Genomic DNA, 23046 nt, shown 5'->3' with positions numbered 1-23046 from the left:
CCCTCTCTTCACTCCGCCCCTGTTCAATCCCTTGACTGATTCCCTGGCTGATTCCTTGGCTAATTCCCTGTTCAATCCCTTGGGCGATTCCTTGACTAATCCCCTGTTCAATCCCCTTATTAATCCACATCTGCTCAATCTCAAAACTCTTCATATATGCCACCGTAACCTTTCCATCCTCTTTAACAACCCTGACCATCTCCAACAACTCCCTCAAAACATCATTTACCGCATTCACCTCCCTGGTATCCTCCAAAAAACGAAGCAGCGCCACTAGCTCCTCAGGCACACCCGCACCATCTCCCTTCGTATTCAGAAAAACCGTCCTCAGCCCATCATCATACTCCATCTCCGGAATCTCCTCACACATATTCCGGATCGTATACACCATCCTACCCCGATCAAACGGATCATACGAACAGACAAAAATAACAAAAACCCTCTTAAGCTTCCCGAAACCCTCACCCTTCTTCAAACATCGGCTATCAATGATCGCATGATAAAACCTCACCCGCTTCGGCAGATCCTTCAGACTCACAACATCACCATTATTATCCGGCTCAATATCAAAAACAGAAGGATCCGCCAAAACATCCATCAGCTCCTCCTCAGCCAGAACATCAAGCCGCGCCCCGCGAAAACCCTCATCCCGGCCACCAAAAGCCCTCTGCGCAACAACCCGCAGCCTCCCGATCTCACGCCCCAGCACCACCTGCAGCAGCAACCTGCAAAACCTCTCACCAATACCAGGAAACGTCATCACCGCGTTAAACAAAAAATCATCCAGAAGATTCATATCCTCAAGCCGCTTCCTCTGCATAAGACTCCTCCTTTCACTATGATGGCAAAAGAAAAAACCTCACACAACCAACCGGCTCCTCCCCGCCATATTTATACAACCAACCATATGGGGATCAGATAGCCGAACGGCCCAGAATGTTCCCAGATATGTACCTTCAGTATAACCACCCCACCATCAAAAGTCAACAAAAAACCTTCGACAAAAACCGCCAAAACCTCATTCCACTGCATCCACCACAGCGCCGATGCCCTTCCCGGCACACCACAAGGAAACTCAGCCCCTGCAGCCATCCAGCGCAGCGCTGATGGCCCACCACCCTCCGGCACACCTCCACACCTCACACCCCAAAAAACCAGAACGGACAGACTGCCAGCGGGACGGCTGCATGGTCGGGACTCGGTGCGTCGGAGTAAGCCGCTGGTCATACTTGGCGCCTGGGGCTTCTGACGGGAAGGTACTCTGCGGCCACAAGCCGCAGAGTAAGCCCCATCTGTCTGAGCCAGGTACGCATCAGCGTACATGGCGAGTTATGGGGCGCCCTGCACGGCAGAAGACTCAGACGCTTAGTATGACCCGGCGAAACGACCGCACCAGGCACGACCATGCAGCCGCCCCGCTGGCAGACTGTCCGTTCGTCCCTCCCTCCATTCATCCCTCCCACCCACACAAAAAAAGAGCCCCCAGGCCAAACACCCGGGAACTCTCCCAAAAACGCAAAACTCAAATATCCAATTATCATCAATCGTTACCAGTTGTCACCAACCATCACCCAACGCGCAGCCGAAACTTCTGAATCTCCTTCTCACTGGAAACCCTCTCAATCTCAGCCCCAAGACTCCTGAGCTTCTCCTCAAAATTCTCATACCCACGCTGGATATAAACAATATCATCAACAACCGTAACACCCTCAGCAGCCAGCCCCGCAATAACAAGCGCAGCCCCCGCACGAAGATCCGGCGCACTCACACGCGCCCCCGTAAGCTTCCTCACACCATCAATAATAGCAGAGTTCCCCTCCACCTTAATATTGGCACCCATCCGGGAAAGCTCATCCGCATACTTAAACCGGTTCTCAAAAATACTCTCAGTAACAATACTCGTACCCTCAGCCAAAGCCAAAGTAACCGCGATCTGCGGCTGCATATCCGTAGGATAACCAGGATAAGGCAACGTCTTCACATGCGTACGATGAAGCACATGCGGCGCACGGACACGAACTGCATCATCAAACTCCTCAACCTCACACCCGATCTCCTCAAGCTTAGCCGTAGTAGCCTCAAGATGCTTAGGAATAACATTACGAACAGTAACATCACCACGAGTAGCCGCAGCAGCAAACATAAACGTACCAGCCTCGATCTGGTCCGGAATGATCGAATACTCCGTACGATGAAGCGTCTCAACACCACGGATACGGATCACATCCGTACCAGCACCCTTGATATTCGCCCCCATACTGTTCAGGAAATTCGCCACATCAACAACATGCGGCTCCCTCGCAGCATTCTCAATGATCGTACGACCAGTCGCCATAGAAGCAGCCATCATAATATTAATAGTAGCACCAACAGAAACCACATCCAGGAAAATATGGCTGCCATGCAGATTCTCCGCCTTGGCAACAATAGCACCATGACAGATATCAACATCCGCACCAAGAGCACGGAAACCCTTCAGATGCTGGTCGATCGGCCTGCTGCCGATATTACATCCACCCGGAAGCGGAACCTCCGCATGCTTATACTTACCAAGCAAAGCACCCAGAAGATAATAAGAAGCACGGATCTTCTTGATAAACTCATAATCCACGCTGAGATTGCCGATAGTAGAACCGTTGATCTTTACAGTAGACTTATCAATACGCTCAACCTGAGCCCCGATCTCGGAGATCGCCTCAAGCAGAACATTGATGTCCCTAACATCTGGCAGATTCTCGATCAATATAGTTTCATCAGTCATAATGGCTGCTGACAATATCGCAAGCGCCGCATTCTTCGCACCCGCAATATCCACTTCTCCAACCAGAGGATTGCCGCCTTTAATCACATACTGTTCCATAACACACCTCTATTATTTACTCCTCTATGAGCAGAAACTTTCTCTGAATTTACTGCAGGAACAAACGTTCCGCAATACCGTTTTTTAGGTCAGTTGTATATTATAACACATATTTCAGATTTGTAAACAATTTATGACGAAAACCTGTCACAACCCATGACCCGAAACACTCCAGCAAACCGTTTCCACAAGCCAACAGTTACGCCTTATCTCCCCTGTTCTTCAGTGCCTCAAGCACAACCTGGAGACTCCCCTCCAGATCCTTATCCTCTTCATCCACCACAATGTCCGCATATTTCTCATACAAAGGAACACGCTCATCATAAAGACTCGCCAGCGTCTGACCCTCCTTGAGCACAACACCACGCCCCTTAAGATTACCAAGACGCCTGGAAAGAAGCTCCAGCGAGATCTTAAGATACACCACAACACCCTCAGACTTCAGATGCTGCATAGCCTCATCGCAGTAAACCACACTTCCACCGGTAGCGATCACCGTATTCTCCACCTGGATCGAAGCATTCACACGATTCTCGATCGCCTTGAAGCCCTCTGTACCCTCATCCGCAATGATCTCACTCAGAGTCCTTTTCTCCGCCTTCTGGATCAGCAGATCAGAGTCAATAAACTGGTACCCAAGTACCTTCGCAAGAACGACACCGATGCTGCTCTTCCCCGCACCAGGCATTCCTATCAGTGTAATATTATTCATACTGTATCCTTTCATTTTAGCATAACAGCTGCCAAACCTCAACAAACGTTACGGCTCCGCAGAACCTAACGTTTCTCTCGCCCTGCCTTCCCCGACGTCTTTAACTTTCCTGACATCTTTAACTTTCCTGACGTCCCTGACTTTCCTGACATCTTCAACTTCCCTGACATCCCTGGCTTCCCCGACGTCTTCAACTTCCCTGACATCCCTGGCTTTCCTGACATCTTCAACTTTCCTGACATCCCTGGCTTTCCTGACGTCTTCAACTTCCCCGCCATCTCTGCCATCTCTGATTCCCTGTCTGCTTCCCTGTCTGATTTCTTATCCAACTTCTTCTGCTTCTTCTGCTGCTTCTTCTTTACGCTGTAGCCGAAGCTTCCCACCTTCCGGCCACCCGCCAGATACTCCCCATGGGAATAAACCAGAAGCCCCGCATCATTAAGACGAAACCTGTTGTTTTTATCCATATAAGCTTCATCCGCATGGACCGCAAGCACATCCGCAAGAAACATGTCATGAGACCCCAGCTCCTTCACCTCACGCACCCTGCACTCGATTGAAACCGGAGCCTCCCCGATCATCGGTGCAGAAACAAACTGCGCTTTCTCCTTCGTAAGGTTCAGCTTCCGGAACTTGTCCACATCACGTCCCGAACGGACCCCGCAGAAATCCGTTGCATACGCCAGCTTCTCCGTTGTCAGATTGATCACAAATTCACCCGTTTTCCGGATCATATCATAGGAATAACGGGAAGGTCGGACAGAAATATAAGCCATCGCCGGATTGGTACACACCGTACCCGTCCACGCAACCGTTATGATATTATCATGCCCCTCACCATCGGTAACACTCACCATTACAGCCGGCAGTGGATAGATCATGTTCCCCGGCTTCCATAACTGTTTCGCCATTTTCCGTCACCTCTTATGCATAATCGCTGTTCATCAACTGAGCAGCCTCCATCATAGCCGGGATCAGCTGCTTCTTTCTGGAAACCACACCCGGCAGACTGAAGGTATCTCCATCCGGTTTCCGCTCAAAAGCGATCTCCGCCATCTGCTGGCTGCCCTCCCCGTAAAACAGAAGCTCTGTAGACTCCTCCAGGATATTCGTCAGCATAAAATAAACTCTCGTGATATCATGACGGCCACACTCACTCACCATAAACGGCATCAGCTTCTCCTTGATCTCCTTAAGCTCCTCGCTGTCCATGGAACTGATCTGACCCACACCAAAGGAAACATTACCCTCACCGATAAACTTCTTGTAATCCTGATAAAAAATCTCCTCCGGAGACTTATCCTTCAGATTACTTCCCGCAGAAAACATCTCTCGGGCAAACTCCTCGATCTTGATCCCCGCGATCAGCGCAAGAGCACTGGCAGCGATCTTATCCGTCTGCGTACAGGTCGGTGAACGGAACATCAATGTATCCGAAATAATAGCCGCACAGAGAAGCCCCGCGATCTTTTCCGGGATCTCCAGTCTCTGCTCTCCGTAGATCTCATAAAGGATCGTACCCGTACATCCCACCGGCTCATTACGAAAAGCAACCGGCGTCATGGTCTGCAAGGTACCCAGCTTATGATGATCGATGATCTCAAGGATCTCCGCCTTCTCGATATTATCAACAGCCTGATCCACCTCATTATGATCCACAAGAACCACTTTCTTTTTATGCATATCCAGAAAATTACGTCTGGAGATCGTACCGATACACTTACCATGAGGATTGATCACCGGAAACGCCCTGTGACGGTTTTTGATCATAACATCCTGGATATCATCCGTAAAATCCTCGGTATTAAACGTAACCATGTTATCCCGCTTCATAACAAAGCTGACCGGAATACTCTGGTTGATCAGACGCGCAATATTAAACGTATCATACGGAGACCGGATGATCACGATATTCTTCTCATGAGCAAGCTTTATAACCTTCTCGGAAACCACGATATTCAGCCCCACGATGATACAGCTGACATTCTGGCTGATCGCCTGAAGATGATCCTCCTCACGGTCACCCATGATGATCATATCATCCTCCTCAACGTAGCCCTCCAGCATCTTCGGGTTGGCAGTACCGACAAGTACACGCCCCTTCACAAAATATCCGTGTCCGTTACCTTCCACCACTTCACCGCCAACAGTCTCGGCAATTCTCTGATACTGCGTCCTCGCATTGGAAAGAAGATAACTGTCTGTAGTATCCATATAGGTCTTTGCGATATCACCAATCGTCACAAGCCCCTCCAGACACCCATCCTTATCCCGGATCGGAAGAGAAACGATCCCGTTCTCCTGCATCAGATCCCAGGTATTCTTCAGCGACATATTCTTATCCGCCTGCGGACTGGTCCGGATATCCATATCCTTGACCTGCGTACCGATATTTCCCAGATAAGCCGGCGGCTGTACGCCAAAACGGTTCAGCACATACCTGGTCTCCTCATTGATCTGCCCCGCTCTCTTCGGGATATATTTTTTATTCTGCGTAGTTCTGTTTTTAATATCCGCATAAGCAATAGCCGAACAGATGGAATCCGTATCCGGATTCTTATGTCCGATTACAAATATTCTCTCCGGTTTTTTCATACACATCCATCCTTTTTCATCCAAAATAATCATAATTTAATATTTGCAAACAAAGCACCCAGGGAAGTAGTAGCCTCTTCCCCCGACTCCGGAAGCTCAAAAGACTCCTCCTCAACCTCCTTAGCCATCAGATCCGATGCCTCTTTAATACTCAGGCTCAGCTTACCATCCTTGATCGCGATAACCTTCACCTTAACCTTATCCCCAACACTCAAAACCTCAGAAGGCTTCCGGATCCTCTTCTCACAGATCTGAGAAATATGCACCAGCCCGGAAACCCCGTTCCCAAGCTCCACAAAAGCACCATACGGCTGCAAACTCTCAACCGTACCCTCCGTCACAAAACCAACCTGGATATTGGAAATCTTATTCCGTTTCTCCACTTCAGCCCTCTCACGAAGAATCTCCCTCGCCGAAAGCACCAGCCTCTTCTTCGCCTTATCAACCTCGATCACCCGCACCTGGATCGGCTTATTCAGAAACACCTCAGTATCCTCAACAAACTCCAAAGCAAGCCTGGATGCCGGAATAAAACCACGGACACCCTCAACATAAGCAATGGCACCCCCGTTAACGATTCCCTTCACAACAACATCCAGCACCTCACCCGAATCCTGAAGCTCCTTCAGCCTGTCCCAGGCAAGCACATCCGCAGCATCTGCTCTGGAAAGAAGAATATTCCCCTGACCATCATCCCTGCGAAGAACCATCGCCTGAACCTCATCCCCCGGCTGAACAGCCTCTTTAATATTAAACCCCGGCACCCGGGAAAACTCCTCCACCGGAATAAAACCCTCAGCATAAAACTTAAGGTCAAGAACAACCCCCGACTCATCCACACTCACAACAGTCCCTGAGATAATATCACCCTCATCGATCCTCTTAAAAGAAGCCTCCAGCTCCCTCTCAAAATCCTTCATAGACTCCGCCATATCCAGACCTCCCATTCAAACAAAAACCCAACCACCGCCGCCCCAAACCAGACGACAGCACTATAATCCTAATCATTATAGCATGCACACCCCACCCGCGCTATATTTTTTGCACTGGAAATTTCTTAACCCCTTTATTTCTCTCCAACGTACAGGACGGACTCAGATCAGCCCATTTATCACAACCTTGATGCTTTCTTTATTTCTCTCCAACGCGCAGGACGGACTCAGATCAGCCCATTTATCACAACCTTGATGCTTTCTTTATTTCTCTCCAACGCGCAGGACGGACTCAGATCAGCCCATTTATCACAACCTTGATGCTTTCTTTATTTCTCTCCAACGCGCAGGACGGACTGCCGGAGGGGCGGCTGCATGGTCGGGACCCGGTGCGTCGGAGTAAGCCGCTGGTCATACTTAGCGCCTGAGGCTTCTGACGGGAAGGTACTCTGCGGCCACAAGCCGCAGAGTAAGCCCCATCTGTCTGAGCCAGGTACGCATCAGCGTACATGGCGAGTTATGGGGCGCCCTGCACGGCAGAAGACTCAGACGCTTAGTATGACCCGGCGAAACGACCGCACCAGGCACGACCATGCAGCCGCCCCTCCGGCAGTCCGTCCGTCCCTCTCTCCATCCCTCCCCACCCACAAAAAAAAGAGCCCAAAAAAGGCCCAAAAACGAGGAGTGCCCCGGTAGTGGCTTACCGGGGCGATTATTATGAAAAAAATTGTATGTGTAATGATACAGATACACACCATTACAGCGTCTTTCGTAACGTTCTTTCGAACTATCCCTATACTACCAGACAAATATGAACAAACAATGAACATCTCGTAAACAATTAGCGCATTTGCACAATTTTTTCCAAAACACCCTCCCCCAATTTATAAAAACACCACATTCACAAACAAAACCAAAACCCTAAACATTGTACATATTGTACATCTCAACCAAACAAACCAACAACAACCCCAACAAAAGAGCCACAACCCTCACCCTCTAACTCAAACTCCATCTAAAACATCATCAAAAACACCAGCCATCACAAACCATCACCGCCGTGAAAGCATCCCCTTAATAAACTCAATCGCCTTCTCAAAAATATTCTTCACATCAGACTTCGTAACACCCATATCCTTCAAAGTACTATAAGCATCACTCACATACCCCTTGATCTGATCATCACTCATCTCAATCCCACGGAACTTACTGATGATATTAACCAGCGAACTCTTATCATCCTCATTAAGACTCACCCCAAAATGATCCGCAGCCTCATCGATCCCCTGAGAAATCTCATCATCCGTGATCTGGTTAGAATCAAAAAGCCCCTTCACATAAACAATGATATCCCCAACCTTATCCGGATCAGAAGCAAGAGACCCAACCTCATTATCCTTCAGGATCTCCTCCGCCTGACTCATAACAGAACCGGAATCAGACGCCATAACCATCATCGGAGATGTACATGAAATAACACCCGCAATAACCAAAGCTGTAACCTTGTTCAATCTTCTCATAATATTCAACCTCCATACGGGCACCAGCCCTTATCAAAAATTGCCTTTTACTATTTTTAACTATCTTTTACTGCCTTTTTATTACCTCATCATTACCTTTTCGACGCCCCTCAGTATACCACACACCCCCACCCCTCTGTAAACCTCAATTTTCCCCATTCCCACCCACGCCATTCAGACTTTATGTATATCACCAAAAATATATTCACAATATTTTCATATTTTAAACAAACTTTCCTAACATCTCATCAGTAAAATAAAAAATGTAAATTTTTCATTACTTACTTATGTCTGACACCTCAGACATAACCTCCTTTCTATAACAAATATATAGGTCCGGACAGGAAACCTCTCCAACATTCCCGTCCGGAAACGCAAAAAGAACCCGGAACAGCTGCCCGGGCTCTTTTTGCGTTTATCATATATTAATTTTTCTCATCATAAATACAGTTGGCAAGCATCGCAAACTGCTCCAGAGTCAGCGCCTCACCCCTGATATTCAGCGGAAGATCACACCTGTTGAACACATCCTCGATCTCCTCCTTACTCAGGGAAAAATCTCCGGAATTTCTGATCCCGTTCACAAGCGTCTTTCTCCTCTGGTTAAAAGATGCACGGATCAGACGGAACATAAGCCCCTCATCCTTCACATCCACCGGCGGCTTCTCATAACGCGTCAGCTTGATCACCGCACTTCCAACCTTCGGCCGCGGCATAAAACAGTTCGGCGGTACATTCGCAACGATCTCCGGCTTCGCATAATACTGCACAGCCAGGGAAAGCGCACCGTAATCCTTGGTACCGGGACCAACCTGCATACGGTCTGCAACCTCCTTCTGCACCATGACAGTGATCGAATCCACAGGAACATTCTTCTCAAAAAGCCCCATGATGATCGGAGTCGTAATGTAATACGGCAGATTCGCAACCACCTTCACAGGCTTACCGCCGTTTTTCTCATCTGCGATCTTTTTGATATCCGTTTTCAGGATATCGTTATTGATCACGGAAACATTATCCCAGTCCTTCAACGTATCCTTAAGGATCGGGATCAGCGAACTGTCGATCTCCACAGCAGCCACCTCTCTGGCAGCCTCCGCAAGATACTGGGTCATAGTTCCGATACCCGGACCGATCTCCAGTATAAAATCATCCTTCGTGATACCCGAAGACTCAATGATCTTTTCCAGAACATGCTCGTCGATCAGAAAATTCTGACCAAACCTTTTCTGGAAAACAAAATGATACTTTTGAAGGACTTCAATGGTATATTTCGGGTTACCAAGATAAGGTCTGGCCATATTTTTTACCTCTGCTTTTTCTTATTTTCAGCTGAAATCCTTTTCAAAAAGTACCGTGTAGCCATCACGGTCCACACGCTTCTTAGAACGCTTGAACAATCCGCTCTGAGCTCTCTCCATAGCCTTATCCAGCATGGTCTTCACAGTACCGATGCACATCGGCTGATCCTCCTTCTGGTTGATCCCGATCAGATTATACAGAGCAAGCATGCCCATCTGGTCGATACGGAATCCATTCTCCATGGTATAGACCTTGGCGAAATTAACAAGTTCATCGTTTGTAAATACAGGAATGTTGATCATGGATGTAAACTTCTTCGCAAGCTTCGGATATCTTGCGATCAGCTTACGCATACCGATCTTTTCATCCTCCAGGATCACGATCATTCCCTTTGTGTTTCCGGTCATAGCTTCCTCAAGCTCATCTGCTGTTTCCTGGGAAAGCTGGTTTGCATCCTCGATAACAAGGAAACCGCCGGCAAGCTTGGATATGATCTCCGGAATATCCTTTCCGTTGAGATCATCCGCAAATATATAGGCAACCTTGGAAGCCTCGATATTCAGCTCTTTACAGATTGCCGGGATCAGACTTGAGATCAGTCTCGTCTTACCTGTTTCTCTGCCGCCCATAACGATCACATTTCCGGTCTGGGAGGTCTTGTCTGCTGCGCCCATCTGCACATCGCAGAGTACATCAAGCAGCTGTTCCTTCATTCCGGGAACTGTAACAAAATAGGTGAAAAGCTGTTTCTCTTCATCTGTGAGCTCTTTCTTTCTGGAAACGATCTTTGTAGGATCCTTTTCCGGATGGATCGTAGCGATAAATTTCTCAAGCTGCTCTTCCTCGCTGAGCTCCTCTTCCTCATCGTCCTCTTCCATGGCTTCATCAGAATCATCACCGATGAGACTGCTGATAAAATCATCCTCATTCTCATCATCCTCATCCTGGAAGTCAAAGGCGTCATCACTGTATTCTTCTTCCTCATCAAGAAGATTTTCCTCTTCCGCTGAAGCCACCGGTTCCTCATGATGAAGCTTCGTTGAAGGCTCTGCTGCCGCCTTCTGCACCTGCTCCTCAGATTCCAGTGAAGGAATCTCCGGAAGCACATCCTCTTCTTCCACCGGCTTCTGTACTCCTGACGGACCATTCAGAAACTCTGCTTCTGCAGCCTGAAGATCCTCCTCAGTAACCGGCTCCTCATCTTCATCAAAGACGATATCCGGAAGTCTGGTATCGGAAGTCTCCGTTACCTCTTCCTCCTGCTGAGCGGAGATCTGCGCCATGATATCCTCGATATCTGCCGCATCCGGCTCCTCCGGAACAAATTCATCAGCCGCAATATCCAGATCCTCAATACCAGCCGGCTCTTCCGTTACGTCGGACTGCTGGACATCCGGAGATTTCTCTTCCTCCGGGATATCGATTCCCTGCTGTGTAGCTGCTGCCAGAATAGTATCCTCCAGGTTGAAGTCCTTATCCTTATCTTTATCCTTCCCGGACCTGTCACCTACAGATGCCGCAATATCCTCGATACTTCCGAAAATTCCGGACGCATCCGGGATCTCCGCGGAACTGCTTGCATTCTCCGGGTCCACATTGATCATGGACTTCGGGATCTTCAGCTCCGGCATACGAATCGTTGCGGAAAAATCAGGCTTGCCTTCCTCATTAAGCGGAACCCCTGCAGGCTTCTCCTCACTTTCCTCATTTCCGGCAGCCTTCTCCTTCATGATCTCTGCAACACTCTGGGACAAAGACATCTCTGTAGCTTTCTCAGCCTCAGCTTCTTCCGCTTCCTGATAAGTCTCTTCTTCCTCTTTATCCTGCAGTTCCTGAGCCTGCAGCTTCATACTTCCGGATGACAGGTTCTCAACACCGGATGCCAGCGGGATCTCATCCGCTTCCTGTCCGGAAAACTCTTCCTGATCTTCAGAAGGCTCATCCGAAGCTTCCTCACTTCCTTCTGCTGCTTCGATCTCCTCAGAATCTGTAAACTCCTCTGACGGTTCTGCTGCCGCAGCAGTCTCAGCCTCCGGCGCTTCCGTCTGTTCCGTCACATCCTCAGAGCCTGTGGAAACCTCATCCTGCTCTTCATCCTGCGCAGCTTCTTTTTCCTCCATATCCTCTTCCGCAGATTTCTTATGTCCGCCAAAGATATCACGGAATCCCTTGGAAAGCTTCTCCTGGAATGTCTCCGCACTGTTCAGATCCCGCTCATCATCTACCTGGATGGTATCTGTGACCGGTTTTGCCTCCTCATACTCGCCGGATGCTTCCTTGCTCTCCCTGATCTCCTGCGCCTTTTCCGGCGGGATCAGCTTCGGGATAAAACGCTGTTCGTATTTCTCTTTCTCTTCGCCAGTGAGAACACCCATCCGCTGTTTCAGGTCAAGGGCCTTCATCACATAAGTTCCGTCATTGAACCAAAGGATCATCTCATTGCAGAGATCCAGGCACTTCTGCTTGTCTCCTGCCTTGTAATAGAGCTTGGCCAACTCATAGGACCAGCGCTCCGTAAATTCCTTCTCCTTATATTCCTCAAGAATACGGATCTGTTCATTCAGAGATGCATTCTTCGCTCTGGCGATCTTATATTTCAGTATATACTGGCTGTTATCATTACCTGCCACTTCTCTGTATTCATCAAAGAATTCTGTGGCTTCACTGATCTGTCCCATTTTCAGGGAAACCTCGATCAGACGGTAAAGTATGTTCTTGCCGATCGGCGCTCTGTGGTAGGCAAGAAGAAAAATTTCCTTGCTCTCTTCATAGCGCTTGTTGGCCGCGTAGATCTCGCCCACTACACAAAGGGTACGGACGTTTTTCACACGACGCCAGTCAATGCTGTCAACAATCTGCATGGCGCCTTTGTAATCCTGGGTCTCGACCAGCTTATTGATCTGTCCCAGCTTAACGCGAAACTCCTCTTTATCCAAAATATTCACCAACTTTCCATAATCAGAATCAGTTTACCATATGCATACGGGCTTGTCAAAACCCTTTAGGCATATAAACATGCCCCTTTACCACCTGAAAAACCCTGTTGATCTTGAACTGATGGCTGACAAAATCATCCAGTCCTGTACAGGTGATCAGAGTCTGTATATCGTGGATGCTTTCCAGCAGATATGTCTGCCTGCTGCTATCCAGCTCCGAAAGAACATCATCCAGCAGAAGAACCGGTGTATCCCGGATCTTTTTCTTCACCAGATAGATCTCCGAAAGCTTCAGGGAAAGGGCCGCAGTCCTCTGCTGCCCCTGGGAACCATACCTCCGGATGTCGATCCCGTTGACCTTTACGCAGAAATCATCTCTGTGCGGTCCCACGGAGGTCAGCTTCATCCGAAGATCCCGCTCCCGGTTCCTGGAAAGCTTATCCTCAAACTCGGCCGCCGTCACACTTGGCTCGTACAGGATCTCCAGCTCCTCGATCCCGCCGGTAAGGCCTTTATGAAGCCCCCTTGCGATCTCGTTAAGCTCCTCCACAAAGGCTTCCCGCTTCCCGATGATCTTCTTTCCGTAATCGACCATCTGCATATCCCAGACATCCAGGGTACCTTTCAGCCCGGGGTTCATATAACAGTCTTTGAGAAGACGGTTTCTCTGGTTCACGATGTGATTGTAGCCGGCCAGCTCCGTGATATAAACACCATCCAGTTGACAAAGCTCCGAATCCAGAAAACGTCTTCTCTCTCCCGGTCCATTCTTGATAATATTAAGATCCTCCGGAGAAAAAAACACCAGATTCACCACCCCCAGCAGCTCCCTTGCCTTGCGGATCGGTAGCCCGTTGATGGCAACTCCCTTTGCTTTGTTTTTCCGGAGGTGCATGTCTATTTTGTATGAAAGATCGCCCTTCTTCACCATCATTCGGATATGGGATTCCTCATTCTCAAAGCGGATCATCTCCCGGTCCTTGCTTCCCTTGTGAGATTTGCTGGTACCTGCCAGATAAACCGCCTCCAGGATATTGGTCTTTCCCTGGGCATTGTCGCCGTAGAGAATATTGGTGCCCTGATCAAAATTCATCTCCAGCGACTCATAATTCCTGAAATTATTCAGTCTGATGGATTCAATGTACATTCCTTCACCCGATCACATAAATATCTTTTCCATCGTAGGAAATGGTATCTCCAGGATGGATCTTGCGGCCACGGCGGTTCTCCACCTCACCGTTCACCAGTACCAGACCATCATTGATGGCATATTTCGCCTCAACGCCGTCCTCCACAACACCGGCCAGCTTCAGCGCCTGACCAAGCTTGATAAATTCGTCTTTAATTCTGATCTCCAATTTTTTCTCCTCTTATCTCCGGGGTATTTTCTCCGTCAGATCGGTCTTTTCTGATCTTCTGACGGTATTTAAAATCCCCCAAAATACAAATTTCACCGGAAGGCGGTAATTTAAATACCCCCCTTCCAGCAGTTTACACATGAAACAATTCTCAGAACACGATCGCATTCCCATGCACAATCGGTCAAAAACGTTCACATTACCCCAGGTCTTATCTGGCCTGATTCTGGTTGATGTTTACAGGAAGGATCAGGTAAGTATAGTTCTCCTCATCGTCACGGATAAAGCACGGTGCCTTCGGATTTACAAGATAGATCGTCACAGTTTCATCATCAATAACACGAAGCGCATCGATCAGGAATTTCGGGTTGAAGCCGATCATGATATCCTTACCCTCTTTTTCAATATCGATCTCTTCATTCATGGAACCCATTGCAGAATCAATGCGCAGCTCCATATCATCGTCTGTGATGTTGATGATGATCGGTTTTTTATCAACCTCACGTACCAGAAGTGTGGCACGGTCGATACAATCCAGGAACTCTTTTTTGTTGATCTTCAGTTTTGTCTCATAATCACTGGAAAGCATCTGGTCAATTCTGAAATATTCTCCCTCGATCAGTCTGGAAACTACCATAGTCTGATCAAATTCAAATAAAATATGGTTTTTTGTAAAGTAAATGCTGACCTGATCATCCACTTCTCCGGAAAGGATCTTGCTGACCTCGCTTAAAGTTTTGCCCGGAACTACCACCTTACGGTCAGAATAATCTTTCTTAAGAGACATTTTTCGGATAGAGATACGATGTCCGTCCAGAGAAACTACCTTCAGACAGTTATTTTTGATCTCAAAAAGCTCACCGGTCATAAGCTTATTGTTTTCATTTACAGCAATCGAAAAAATAGTCTGGCGGATCATTTCTTTCAGTGTGTACTGAGAGATCGTCAGCGGTTCATCCTTCTCGATCATCGGTAAATAAGCAAAATCTTCTCCTGATTTTCCAGGGATATTGAATTTTGCTTTTTCACAGGTAATGGTTGCTGCATATTTATCATCGGTCTTAATGGTAACATCATTATCCGGAAGTCGTCTGATGATTTCATAGAAGATTTTTGCATCAAGAGCAACTTTACCTTTTTCTTCAATAGTACCCTCAACGATGGTTTCAATTCCCAGCTCCATATCGTTGGTGGTAAATTTGATCTGGTTTGTGGTTGCATCCATGAGAATACATTCCAGGATTGGCATTGTGGTTTTTGATGGAACTGCTTTGAGTGCGATACTTACACTTTTTAACAGACTTGATTTGGAGCAGATGATTTTCATAGTGTGTATAACTCCCTTTCTGAACAAATTGTGGTTTTTATAAATATATTTATAGAAAAAATCCGCAGTAACCGCCGTAGGGGGACAGATTTTGTGAAAAACTCCCGCAGGCCTGATGTTTTCAGGGGTTTTCCGTTGGGATAACTTTGTGTAAAAGTGGTATTTTCGCATGTGAATAACCCGGGGATAAAATTACCGCCGCGTTTTGGCAAAAAAGTTGTACACATCTCTCCACATACAATCAACACGTTATACACCAGTAATGTGGAAAACTTCCCTAACCTTGTGGATTAATCTTCTTTTTCAATATATCAATGGTATTTTTTAAGTTATCGTCGTTCTGCAATTCGTTTTCGATCTTTTCGATACCGTGCATAACGGTGGTATGGTCACGGTTTCCGAGCGCTTTTCCGATATTTTTCAAAGGTGTGGATATGATCTCACGGCAGAGATACATGGAAACCTGGCGGGGCATGACGATCTTGGAGTTTCGTTTGTTTCCGCTTAAGTCCGCAGGTGTGACTCCGTAATGCTCTGCAACAACGGAGATGATGTATTCCGGTGTGATCACTTTTTTCTCATCCGGAGAAATAATATCCTTCAGTGCCTGCTCTGCCAGCTCCAGAGTTACTTCCTTTTTCTCAAGCTTGGCTCCGGCCATGACCTTGTTGAAGGCACCTTCCAGCTCACGGATATTGGATTTGATATTGGTAGCGATATATTTGATAACATCTTCACTGATGTTGTAGCCGTTCATTTCTTCATTTTTATGAAGGATCGCCATTCGGGTTTCGTAATCAGGCAGCGTGATATCTGCGATCAGACCCCACTCGAACCGGGAACGGAAGCGCTCTTCCAGGATTTCCATATCCTTCGGTGGTTTATCAGAGGATATGATGATCTGCTTTTTGGCACTGTGAAGACTGTTAAATGTATGGAAAAATTCCTCCTGTGTGGATTCTTTTCCTATAATAAACTGAATATCATCGACAAGAAGAACGTCGATATTTCTGTATTTTTCACGGAATTTGCTCATTGCCGTGTTATTTCCGTTTCGGATGGTTTCGATCAGCTCGTTGGTGAATTCCTCACTGGTTACATACAAAACACGGCTGTTTTCGTCGTGTTCCAGAATGAAATGAGCGATGGAATGCATAAGATGCGTCTTACCAAGACCGGCTCCGCCATAGATAAACAGTGGATTGTAGGTATCTCCCGGTGATTCGGCAACTGCAAGAGCTGCGGCCTGGGCGAATTTGTTATTACTTCCTACAACGAAGGTGTCGAAGGTGTATTTTGGATTTAAATGCGCCTCTTCGTAACGTGTATCCTGAACCTGTTTATCATAAGAAGTGTTTTTTTCTGTTTTTTTGGGGAGATCTTTTTCCAGAACGAAGCGAACCTCGCATTCTTCCATGCCTGTCAGTACACAGATAGTAACCTGGAGGGGTATTTTGTAGCGTTTACTGATGTAATTGACTCCGATCGCTGCCTGTTCAGAGGGAACAACCACTGTTATCAGCTTTCCGTCAACCTCATAAACTTTTAGCGGCTTGAGCCAGGTATTAAAAGGGACATCAGTCACCTCATATTCAGATTTGACAGTTTGCAGGATCTCCTCCCATTTTTCAATAACAGCGTCCATTTTTTCCTCCCATGAGTATTATAATAACCCCAGTCTGCGACTGGAGATAGATATCCTTTTATATATTACAATGAAAATGGGGTTTTCGCAATGGAAAATCCTTGAGATTTTTGGGAAAAGAATGTGGATAATGTGGGGAAATTACTGTGGATTAGGGTGGATTATTGTGGATAAGAGTCCTGGAGGTTTCCATAAGTCGAGAATTGGTGGAAAATGTGGAAGAATTATGTGTATAAAAAAATCCACCTTAAAAATACCGCAAATAAAGGGTTTTTTTGAAAACGATGTGAACAAACTCTCCGAAAAAGTGGATAGATTTCCGGTCAATCCACAAGTTATCCACAAGTTATCCACAAAATGTGGATAATGTTACGTAAACCATAAGCGCTTTCCACATAAGAGAAAAAAATAAATACCGTAAGGTGGGGGTATTTTATAGAACCCTTGATTTTATCGGGTTTTTTGCAATTTTTACTTGACGAAAAGGAGGTTTATTTATATAATTGAAACGATGTTCTGAATGATAAGTTATTTCATAACAATTAAAAATAGATAAAGGAGGTGCTTTACCTATGAAGATGACATTTCAGCCAAAAAAGAGATCCAGAGCTAAAGTTCACGGCTTCAGAGCTCGCATGAGCACAAAGGGCGGACGTAAAGTATTAGCTGCAAGAAGATTAAAAGGAAGAAAACAGTTATCAGCATAAGCTGCAAGACCGCATTTATGTGGTCTTTTCTTCTATCCGGAGAAATATCCGCGCAGGCGGAATCTAATTAAGGAGGATTCGTTTGATCAGATCAGAGTCCTTAAAGAAAAATCAAGATTTTAAAGTTGTATATCAGAACGGAACATCGTACGCAAATCGGCTTCTGGTGATGTACGTGCTGAAGAATCAGCACATGAAGAATCGTCTGGGAATATCAGTAAGCAAAAAAGTAGGGAACAGTGTGGTTCGCCACAGACTCACCAGATTGATCAGAGAAAGCTATCGTCTCAACGAAACAGATTTTGACAGTAACCTTGATATTGTAGTAGTAGCGAGAGCCGCAGCCAAGGGCAAGAGCTTTCACGAGATCGAGAGTGCTTTTCTGCATCTTGCAAGAAAGCATCATATAACAGGGAATGAACATGATAAAGAAATTTCTGATTAAGATGATAAGGCTCTATCAAAAATATATATCGCCGATGAAGAGAACGAAATGTCCTTATATTCCCACATGTTCTCAATATGGTTTGGAAGCAATCGAAAAATATGGCGCATTTAAGGGCAGTCTTCTTGCGGCATGGAGGATATTGCGATGCAATCCTTTTTCCCACGGAGGCTATGACCCTGTGCCATGAATTATTTTGTGACTGTTCAGTACTTCCGCAGTTAGTGGACGAATGAATAGTTACCGGACTTTTACAATTGAATAAGAAGTCTAGGAGGAAATGAATTTGGAACTGTTTTTAGCAACAAAAACCGGAACTCCTATTATCGGACAGATCGCGTCTGTGATGGGATGGATCATGGATGGCATATATAAGATGCTTGACGGCCTGTTCGGAATCCAGAACATTGGTCTTTGTATCATTATCTTCAGTATTCTTATCTTTGCCTTTATGACACCGCTGCAGATCAAGCAGCAGAAATTCTCCAAGTTAAGCGCGATCATGCAGCCTGAGATCCAGAAGATCCAGAAGAAATATCAGGGTAAAAAGGATCAGGCTTCCATGATGAAAATGAACGAAGAAACCCAGGCTGTTTATCAGAAATATGGTGTTTCTCCAACCGGTAGCTGTGTACAGTTAGCCATTCAGATGCCTATTCTGTTTGCTCTGTATCAGGTTATCTACCGGATTCCTGCTTACGTTGGAAGTGTAAAGAACATTTTTACTGGTGTAGTTGACAACCTGCTAGCTGTAAACGGATACACAGATATCCTGCAGCAGTTTATCACAGACCATTCCATGACACGAGTGCGTCTCGTTATGGACAGTGCCGGAAATGCTACAAGTAACTCGATTGTTGATTTTCTGTATGCACTTTCTCCTTCCCAGTGGAAAGAGCTGGCACAGATGAATCAGTTTTCAGGATTTTCTGATGCGATCACAAAAGCATCCGGCAATATTTCCAAGATGCAGGGCTTCTGTGGCCTGAATATCGCAGACCAGCCGCTGTACTATATCATGGAATTCTTCAAAAATCATGGTTCTCTGTTACTTGCGATCGTAGCACTTCTGATCCCGGTTCTTGCATGGGCAACTCAGATGCTGAACCTGAAGCTTATGCCACAGGCTGCAACACAGCCGGCAGACGGAAATGATCAGGCCAGCGCAATGGCAAACTCCATGAAAACCATGAACATGGTCATGCCTCTGATGTCTGCATTCTTCTGTTTTACATTCCCGGTTGGTCTTGGTATCTACTGGATCGCCAGTGCTGTCGTTCGAAGTGCCCAGCAGTTTGCGATCAATCGTCATCTTGATAAGATGAACATTGATGATCTGGTTAATGAGAATATGAAGAAGATCGAAGCGAAGCGTGCGAAGGAAGGACTTCCGCCGCAGAAGATCACCAATCAGGCTCATCAGTCCGCCAAGAATATCAATAAACCTGTGATCAATAAGGGCAACAGCGGAAACAATGGTGCTTCAGACAGAGCACAGAAGGTTGATACTGCCTATGAGAAGGCAAGAAGTGCAAAACCGGGCAGCATCACAGCTAAAGCAAATCTCGTAAGAGACTTTGATGAGAGAAATAAGAAGAAATAATCAGGAACGGAGGGGTTCGTAATGGAGGATTACATTCAGTTTTCAGCAAAAACAAAGAATGAAGCTATCACAAAAGCGTGTCTTGAGCTTGGAACTTCCAGTGACCAGCTTGATATTCAGGTTATCAGTGAAGGCAGCTCCGGATTCTTCGGAATCGGCAGCAAACCTGCCGTGATCAAAGTTCGCAGAATCGAGCCAGTTTCTGATATGCAGGAGATCGATGAACTGGTAGAGTCCGTGAAACTGGACGCTATCAAAGAAGAGAAGAAATTAGAAAAGCCTTTTACTCCGGATGTAAAGAAAGAATCTGCACCGAAAGCAGCTCCTGCAGAGGAGAAGAAGCCGGTGAAGAAAGAAGCTGTACAGGTGGAGAAGGCATCCGAAGAAGCACCTGCAAAGGCAGCAGCACCAAAGGAAAGACCTGCAAGGGATTTCCAGGGCAAAGCAAAGCCTGCACGTGAGAAACAGCCAAGAGCTCCAAAGGAGCGTCAGCCGAAGGAAACACGTGAGAGAGCACCGAAGCAGGGCAGACCGATAGAGATCCTCAGCGATCCGGAGAAGATCAGAGAGGTTGAGGAGAGAGCAGTCGTATTTCTTCGTGACGTATTCGGTTCCATGGATCTTGGAGAAGTGGAGATCACATCGAAATACAACACTGCAGACGGTTCTCTGGATGTGGATTTTGAAGGTGAGGATATGGGTATCCTCATCGGAAAAAGAGGCCAGACACTGGATTCTCTTCAGTATCTGACAAGCCTTGTGGTAAACAAAGGCGAGTCTACCTACATTCGTGTAAAACTCGATACCGAGGACTACAGACGCCGTCGTAAGGAAACTCTGGAGAACCTTGCAAGAGGAATTGCCTTCAAGGTAAAGAAAACCAGAAAACCGGTAGTTCTGGAACCGATGAATCCGTACGAAAGAAGGATCATCCATGCATCTCTGCAGGGCAACCGCTATGTAGAGACAGTCAGTGAGGGAGAAGAACCTTACAGACATGTAGTAGTAAAACTGAAACGCAATAATTGATGATCCACCGGTAAAGCTATAAGCCGTATCCCGGAGCGTAAGCTCCGTGGGTACGGCTTTTTTGTATGGAACTGAAAATTAAAAATTATCATTGCAATCTCCGCAACAATTCTTTATAATCATTGAAGAGCAAATAACAAAAAGATATTTCTGCAGCGGACATCCGGAATGCAGAGATTAGAGCGTATTTGAAAAATCATTCCCGCAATCTGCACGCCCCACTTTGCGGTATATTTTGCCCGAATTCAGTTGCCGTAGCCCGCTACGGCGCCTTCATCCGGACAAAATCTCCCACAAATTGTGACGCACATCTTGCAGAAAGCCTTTTTCAAACACGCTCTAGCATTATAAATATGGAAACTGACAGAAGATGTTATTCTAGGTGAAAGCGTGAATAACACGTGTTTTTTGCGTGTAAAAAGCTTTTCCGGAGTAACATTTTTGCGTTTAACCGGATGCTTTTATCCGAATGCTTTTATCCGTTTGACAAAGGAGAGTGAAAAATGGAAGAGACAACGATTGCTGCGATTTCCACAGCCATGAGCGCATCGGGAATCGGGATCGTCAGGATCAGTGGCCCGGAGGCTTTTGAGATCGCATCCGGAGTATACCGTTCCAAGGGTGGAAAAAAATCTCTGAAAAACGTCCCAAGCCACACCATCCATTATGGATATATTTATGATAACGAAGAAATGGTAGACGAAGTGCTGGTCATGGCCATGCGCGGACCACGGACATATACAGGAGAAGATACCATAGAAATCGACTGCCACGGCGGCGTTTTAGCCATGAAAAAGGTACTGGAAACTGTGTTGAAAAACGGAGCCATTATTGCCGAGCCGGGAGAATTTACCAAGCGTGCATTCCTCAATGGAAGGATCGATCTTTCACAGGCGGAGGCCGTTATGGACGTGATACAGTCCAAAAATGAGTACTCATTAAAGAATTCTGTAGGACAATTAAAAGGTTCGGTCCGAAAAACTGTACAGCAGATCAGGGAAAAACTACTGTACCATATAGCGTACATTGAATCGGCATTAGACGATCCGGAGCACTATGATCTGACAGGATATTCGGAAGAATTAGAGCAGATCGTAGCAGAAGAAAAAGAAAAAATACAGAACCTGTTAAAAACAGCCGGAGACGGAAAGATCATACAGGAAGGTATCCGTACCGTGATCCTGGGCAAGCCGAACGCAGGGAAATCTTCTCTGCTGAACCTGCTTCTGGGAGAGGACAGAGCCATCGTGACCGATATCGCAGGAACCACCAGAGACGTACTGGAAGAGTATATCAACCTGCATGGGATCACATTAAAGATCGCTGACACAGCCGGAATCCGCCAGACAGAAGACATCGTAGAGAAAATCGGTGTATCCAAAGCCAAAGAAATGGCAGCAGACGCAGATCTGATCCTCTACGTTGTAGATTCCTCCGTGCCGTTGGATGAAAACGACGAAGAAATCATAAAAATTTTGCAAGAGAAAAAGACAATTGTCCTCTACAGCAAGACAGACCTTGAATCTGCTATAGATATAGAGGATTTAAAGAGCAGAATAAACCAGCCGGTGATCCCAATCTCCGCAAAAGAAGAAACCGGGATCACAGACCTGGAAGAAAAAATCCGGGAAATGTTCTTCAGTGGGGAGATTGATTTCAATGATGAAGTCTACATCACCAATGAACGCCACAGACAGGAGCTTTTAAAAGCACAGGAAAGTCTTTCTCTGGTAGAAAATAGCATAGAAAGCGGAATGCCGGAGGATTTTTATTCCATAGACCTGACAGATGCATACGAAAGTCTGGGACGGATTCTGGGAGAATCACTTGGGGAAGACCTTGTTAATGAGATATTTTCTAAATTTTGTATGGGGAAATAATAACCGCATGGGCTGCGGAGGCCCCGGCCGAATGGCCGCATGGATTGCGGAATCTCGGCCGTATATGCCGCATGGATTGCGGAACTCCGGTCGTATAACCGTATAGATTGCGTCTACCTGCTGTATGCCACATGGACTGCGGAAGCCCGCAGAGGGTAGATCACATTGGAATGTGAGAAAACCGCAAAGGGGCAC

General features: G+C 46.5%; 20 protein-coding genes and 3 pseudogenes. 8 read left to right on the top strand and 15 right to left on the bottom strand.

Features of this window, described 5'->3' with window-relative positions:
- The 14 genes and pseudogenes from LI091_RS16190 to dnaA form a co-directional block, all read right to left on the bottom strand.
- Positions 1–820: Rpn family recombination-promoting nuclease/putative transposase (locus LI091_RS16190; RefSeq protein WP_265191352.1), on the bottom strand; the 820-nt coding region annotated here is incomplete at its 3' end.
- Positions 821–891: 71 nt separating this feature from the next.
- On the bottom strand, positions 892–1128 hold the full coding sequence (locus tag LI091_RS16185) for a hypothetical protein (protein ID WP_199874122.1): 237 nt from the start codon (positions 1126–1128) through the stop codon (positions 892–894).
- A gap of 439 nt (positions 1129–1567) precedes the next feature.
- Positions 1568–2860 (bottom strand): UDP-N-acetylglucosamine 1-carboxyvinyltransferase, encoded by a 1293-nt coding sequence (locus LI091_RS16180; RefSeq protein ID WP_092073580.1) that lies wholly within the window; start codon positions 2858–2860, stop codon positions 1568–1570.
- Between the two features lie 199 nt (positions 2861–3059).
- On the bottom strand, positions 3060–3572 hold the full coding sequence (locus tag LI091_RS16175; RefSeq protein ID WP_044961515.1) for a shikimate kinase: 513 nt from the start codon (positions 3570–3572) through the stop codon (positions 3060–3062).
- 320 nt (positions 3573–3892) lie between these two features.
- A pseudogene (locus tag LI091_RS16170) lies at positions 3893–4483 on the bottom strand (flavin reductase family protein); the annotation flags it as partial.
- A 13-nt stretch (positions 4484–4496) separates the two neighbouring features.
- Positions 4497–6167 carry a putative manganese-dependent inorganic diphosphatase gene (locus LI091_RS16165; RefSeq protein WP_044961512.1) on the bottom strand — a complete coding sequence of 557 codons (1671 nt, stop codon included), beginning with the start codon at positions 6165–6167 and terminating at the stop codon, positions 4497–4499.
- A gap of 29 nt (positions 6168–6196) precedes the next feature.
- Positions 6197–7099: a 30S ribosomal protein S1 gene (locus LI091_RS16160; RefSeq protein ID WP_022426933.1), complete on the bottom strand. Its 903-nt coding sequence runs from the start codon at positions 7097–7099 to the stop codon at positions 6197–6199.
- 1052 nt (positions 7100–8151) lie between these two features.
- Complete coding sequence (locus tag LI091_RS16155) at positions 8152–8619, bottom strand: DUF1002 domain-containing protein (protein WP_015526559.1); 468 nt, start codon at positions 8617–8619, stop codon at positions 8152–8154.
- Between the two features lie 425 nt (positions 8620–9044).
- On the bottom strand, positions 9045–9920 hold the full coding sequence (rsmA, locus tag LI091_RS16150) for a 16S rRNA (adenine(1518)-N(6)/adenine(1519)-N(6))-dimethyltransferase RsmA (RefSeq protein WP_015526558.1): 876 nt from the start codon (positions 9918–9920) through the stop codon (positions 9045–9047).
- 27 nt (positions 9921–9947) lie between these two features.
- Positions 9948–12857, bottom strand: coding sequence for a hypothetical protein (locus tag LI091_RS16145; RefSeq protein WP_265191351.1), 2910 nt, complete (start codon positions 12855–12857; stop codon positions 9948–9950).
- Positions 12858–12912: 55 nt separating this feature from the next.
- Entirely contained in the window at positions 12913–14004 is a 1092-nt protein-coding gene (recF, locus tag LI091_RS16140) for a DNA replication/repair protein RecF (protein WP_118753239.1), read from the bottom strand.
- A gap of 4 nt (positions 14005–14008) precedes the next feature.
- A complete protein-coding gene (locus LI091_RS16135) occupies positions 14009–14215 on the bottom strand; it encodes an RNA-binding S4 domain-containing protein (protein ID WP_021650164.1) in 207 nt (68 codons plus the stop codon).
- A gap of 211 nt (positions 14216–14426) precedes the next feature.
- Positions 14427–15542, bottom strand: a complete 1116-nt coding sequence (gene dnaN / locus LI091_RS16130) for a DNA polymerase III subunit beta (protein ID WP_015526556.1) — start codon at positions 15540–15542, stop codon at positions 14427–14429.
- A gap of 277 nt (positions 15543–15819) precedes the next feature.
- Positions 15820–17187 (bottom strand): chromosomal replication initiator protein DnaA, encoded by a 1368-nt coding sequence (gene dnaA, locus LI091_RS16125; protein WP_015526555.1) that lies wholly within the window; start codon positions 17185–17187, stop codon positions 15820–15822.
- 130 nt (positions 17188–17317) lie between these two features.
- Between dnaA and LI091_RS16120 the strand changes: the two genes are divergently transcribed.
- The 6 genes from LI091_RS16120 (at position 17318) to jag (ending at position 20971) form a co-directional block, all read left to right on the top strand.
- Positions 17318–17554, top strand: a complete 237-nt coding sequence (locus tag LI091_RS16120) for a hypothetical protein (protein WP_147417230.1) — start codon at positions 17318–17320, stop codon at positions 17552–17554.
- A 205-nt stretch (positions 17555–17759) separates the two neighbouring features.
- On the top strand, positions 17760–17894 hold the full coding sequence (rpmH, locus tag LI091_RS16115) for a 50S ribosomal protein L34 (RefSeq protein WP_005423866.1): 135 nt from the start codon (positions 17760–17762) through the stop codon (positions 17892–17894).
- An 82-nt stretch (positions 17895–17976) separates the two neighbouring features.
- Positions 17977–18339 carry a ribonuclease P protein component gene (rnpA, locus tag LI091_RS16110; RefSeq protein ID WP_021650160.1) on the top strand — a complete coding sequence of 121 codons (363 nt, stop codon included), beginning with the start codon at positions 17977–17979 and terminating at the stop codon, positions 18337–18339.
- Entirely contained in the window at positions 18317–18529 is a 213-nt protein-coding gene (yidD, locus tag LI091_RS16105; RefSeq protein ID WP_015526553.1) for a membrane protein insertion efficiency factor YidD, read from the top strand. The genes rnpA and yidD overlap by 23 nt, the downstream gene beginning before the upstream one ends.
- A 90-nt stretch (positions 18530–18619) precedes the next feature.
- Positions 18620–19942, top strand: coding sequence for a membrane protein insertase YidC (yidC, locus tag LI091_RS16100; RefSeq protein ID WP_015526552.1), 1323 nt, complete (start codon positions 18620–18622; stop codon positions 19940–19942).
- A gap of 21 nt (positions 19943–19963) precedes the next feature.
- Positions 19964–20971, top strand: coding sequence for an RNA-binding cell elongation regulator Jag/EloR (jag, locus tag LI091_RS16095; RefSeq protein WP_015526551.1), 1008 nt, complete (start codon positions 19964–19966; stop codon positions 20969–20971).
- A gap of 119 nt (positions 20972–21090) precedes the next feature.
- Here jag and LI091_RS18680 read toward each other — a convergent pair.
- A pseudogene (locus tag LI091_RS18680) lies at positions 21091–21282 on the bottom strand (DUF6783 domain-containing protein).
- Here LI091_RS18680 and LI091_RS18675 point away from each other — a divergent pair.
- Both LI091_RS18675 and mnmE read left to right on the top strand, forming a co-directional pair.
- Positions 21220–21357 (top strand): annotated as a pseudogene (locus LI091_RS18675) (DUF6783 domain-containing protein); the annotation flags it as partial. The pseudogenes LI091_RS18680 and LI091_RS18675 overlap by 63 nt on opposite strands.
- Positions 21358–21474: 117 nt before the next feature.
- Complete coding sequence (gene mnmE, locus LI091_RS16090; protein ID WP_022427294.1) at positions 21475–22851, top strand: tRNA uridine-5-carboxymethylaminomethyl(34) synthesis GTPase MnmE; 1377 nt, start codon at positions 21475–21477, stop codon at positions 22849–22851.
- The last annotated feature ends 195 nt before the right edge of the window (positions 22852–23046 follow it).

Source organism: Blautia sp. MSK20_18, from assembly GCF_020553125.1.
Lineage (GTDB): Bacteria > Bacillota > Clostridia > Lachnospirales > Lachnospiraceae > Blautia_A > Blautia_A fusiformis.
Note: the sequence above shows the minus strand (reverse complement) of the source record. Positions and strands in the feature narration are given on the sequence as shown.